The sequence below is a fragment of the Vibrio sp. Vb0349 genome (assembly GCF_033338975.1).
Map to the genome: position 1 here is coordinate 1 of NZ_JAWOTS010000211.1, position 1,374 is coordinate 1,374.

At 47.7% G+C, this 1,374-nt stretch carries 2 protein-coding genes; one reads left to right on the top strand and one right to left on the bottom strand.

The features are described 5' to 3' along the window. The first annotated feature begins 45 nt into the window (after window positions 1–45). Window positions 46–657 carry a glycerol-3-phosphate 1-O-acyltransferase PlsY gene (gene plsY / locus R7Q47_RS24620; RefSeq protein ID WP_024700372.1) on the top strand — a complete coding sequence of 204 codons (612 nt, stop codon included), beginning with the start codon at window positions 46–48 and terminating at the stop codon, window positions 655–657. Window positions 658–678: 21 nt separating this feature from the next. On the opposite strand, the gene R7Q47_RS24625 is transcribed toward plsY, so the two are convergent. After that, on the bottom strand, window positions 679–1,374 hold a 696-nt coding region (locus tag R7Q47_RS24625; RefSeq protein ID WP_318089875.1), incomplete at its 5' end, for an alpha/beta fold hydrolase.

Below are 1,374 nucleotides of genomic sequence, written 5' to 3' on the forward strand. Positions count from 1 at the left end.
CTACGCGGGAACTGAGCATTAATTTCCAATCCATCAAGGACTTCTATGGACGCACTGGCACTGATAATGACAATGGCCGCCTACTTACTGGGTTCTGTTTCCAGTGCGGTGTTGATTTGTCGCCTGTTAAAACTGCCAGACCCTCGTAACGTTGGCTCAAACAATCCAGGCGCGACCAATGTATTGCGCATTGGCGGAAAAGGCGCGGCCATATCGGTGTTGTTGTGCGATATGCTCAAAGGGACGATTCCAGTTTGGGGAGGGTACTTTCTTGGTATCGATCCTATCATTCTTGGCGTTATTGCTATCGCGGCGTGCCTTGGTCACATGTACCCAATTTTCTTCCACTTTAAAGGGGGTAAAGGCGTCGCTACCGCGCTTGGTGCCATTGCTCCAATTGGCTTAGACCTCACAGGCCTAGTTATGCTGACTTGGCTCTCGGTTGCAGTCCTGTTTCGCTACTCTTCCCTTGCCGCACTCGTCACTGTATTAGTCACACCGTTTTATACTTGGATGTTCAAACCGCAATACACCCTGCCCGTTGCCATGTTGTGTTGTCTAATCGTGTTTAAACATCATCAAAACATTCGTCGTTTACTTTCGGGTGAAGAGCCTAAAATTGGTGAAAAGAAACTGACAGAAAAAAACTCGGCATAACGCCGAGTTTTTAAATGCATTTTAAGCGTGAACTTTGTTTAGGAAGCTCAACAGCATCTGATTCACAAACTCGGGCTGTTCAAGCGAACTGATATGACCCGCTTCAGGAATCTCCACCAACTCACTGCCCGTAATGCAGTCATTCATTAGGTAAGATTCAAATACCGGACGCGGCTTATCTTCTCGACCAACTGCGATCAATGTTGGCAGTGCGAATTTTTCTGCATCTTCAATCACATCACGTCGCCCAAACACCATGCGACCGATGCGAGCAACTTCTACAGCTCGCTCACCTGTTAGCGATTCAAGGCTTTGTTTAAATGAAGCGACCAATTCTGGGTGAACTTGATCCGCGTTATTCGCAAAGAACAGTGGTGCAACTGCTTCGATAATAGGCCCAGGAACACCTTGAACTTGGCTGATGGTATCTAGCATCGCAAAGTATTTTTTATGCGTCACTTCTGGTTCCCAACCAATAAAGGTATCCATCAACACCAATGACTTCACTCGTTGCGGGGCTTGAGCGGTCAGTTCCGCGCCCCACATGCCGCCAACAGATAAGCCAACAATGGAAAATTTGTCGATTTCCAAATGATCCATTAGCGCCAGCATGTGTTGGGCATAATCAACTAAAGACGTGGTCGAAGCAGGAGCGGCGTCCGATTCACCATGCGCCCATAAGTCAGGCACAATACAACGATAGGACTGGCTCAAAAC

Excerpts from the sequence above, each read along its gene's own strand:
- plsY (WP_024700372.1), top strand. The coding sequence starts at position 46 with ATGGACGCACTGGCACTGATAATGACAATGGCCGCCTACTTACTGGGT.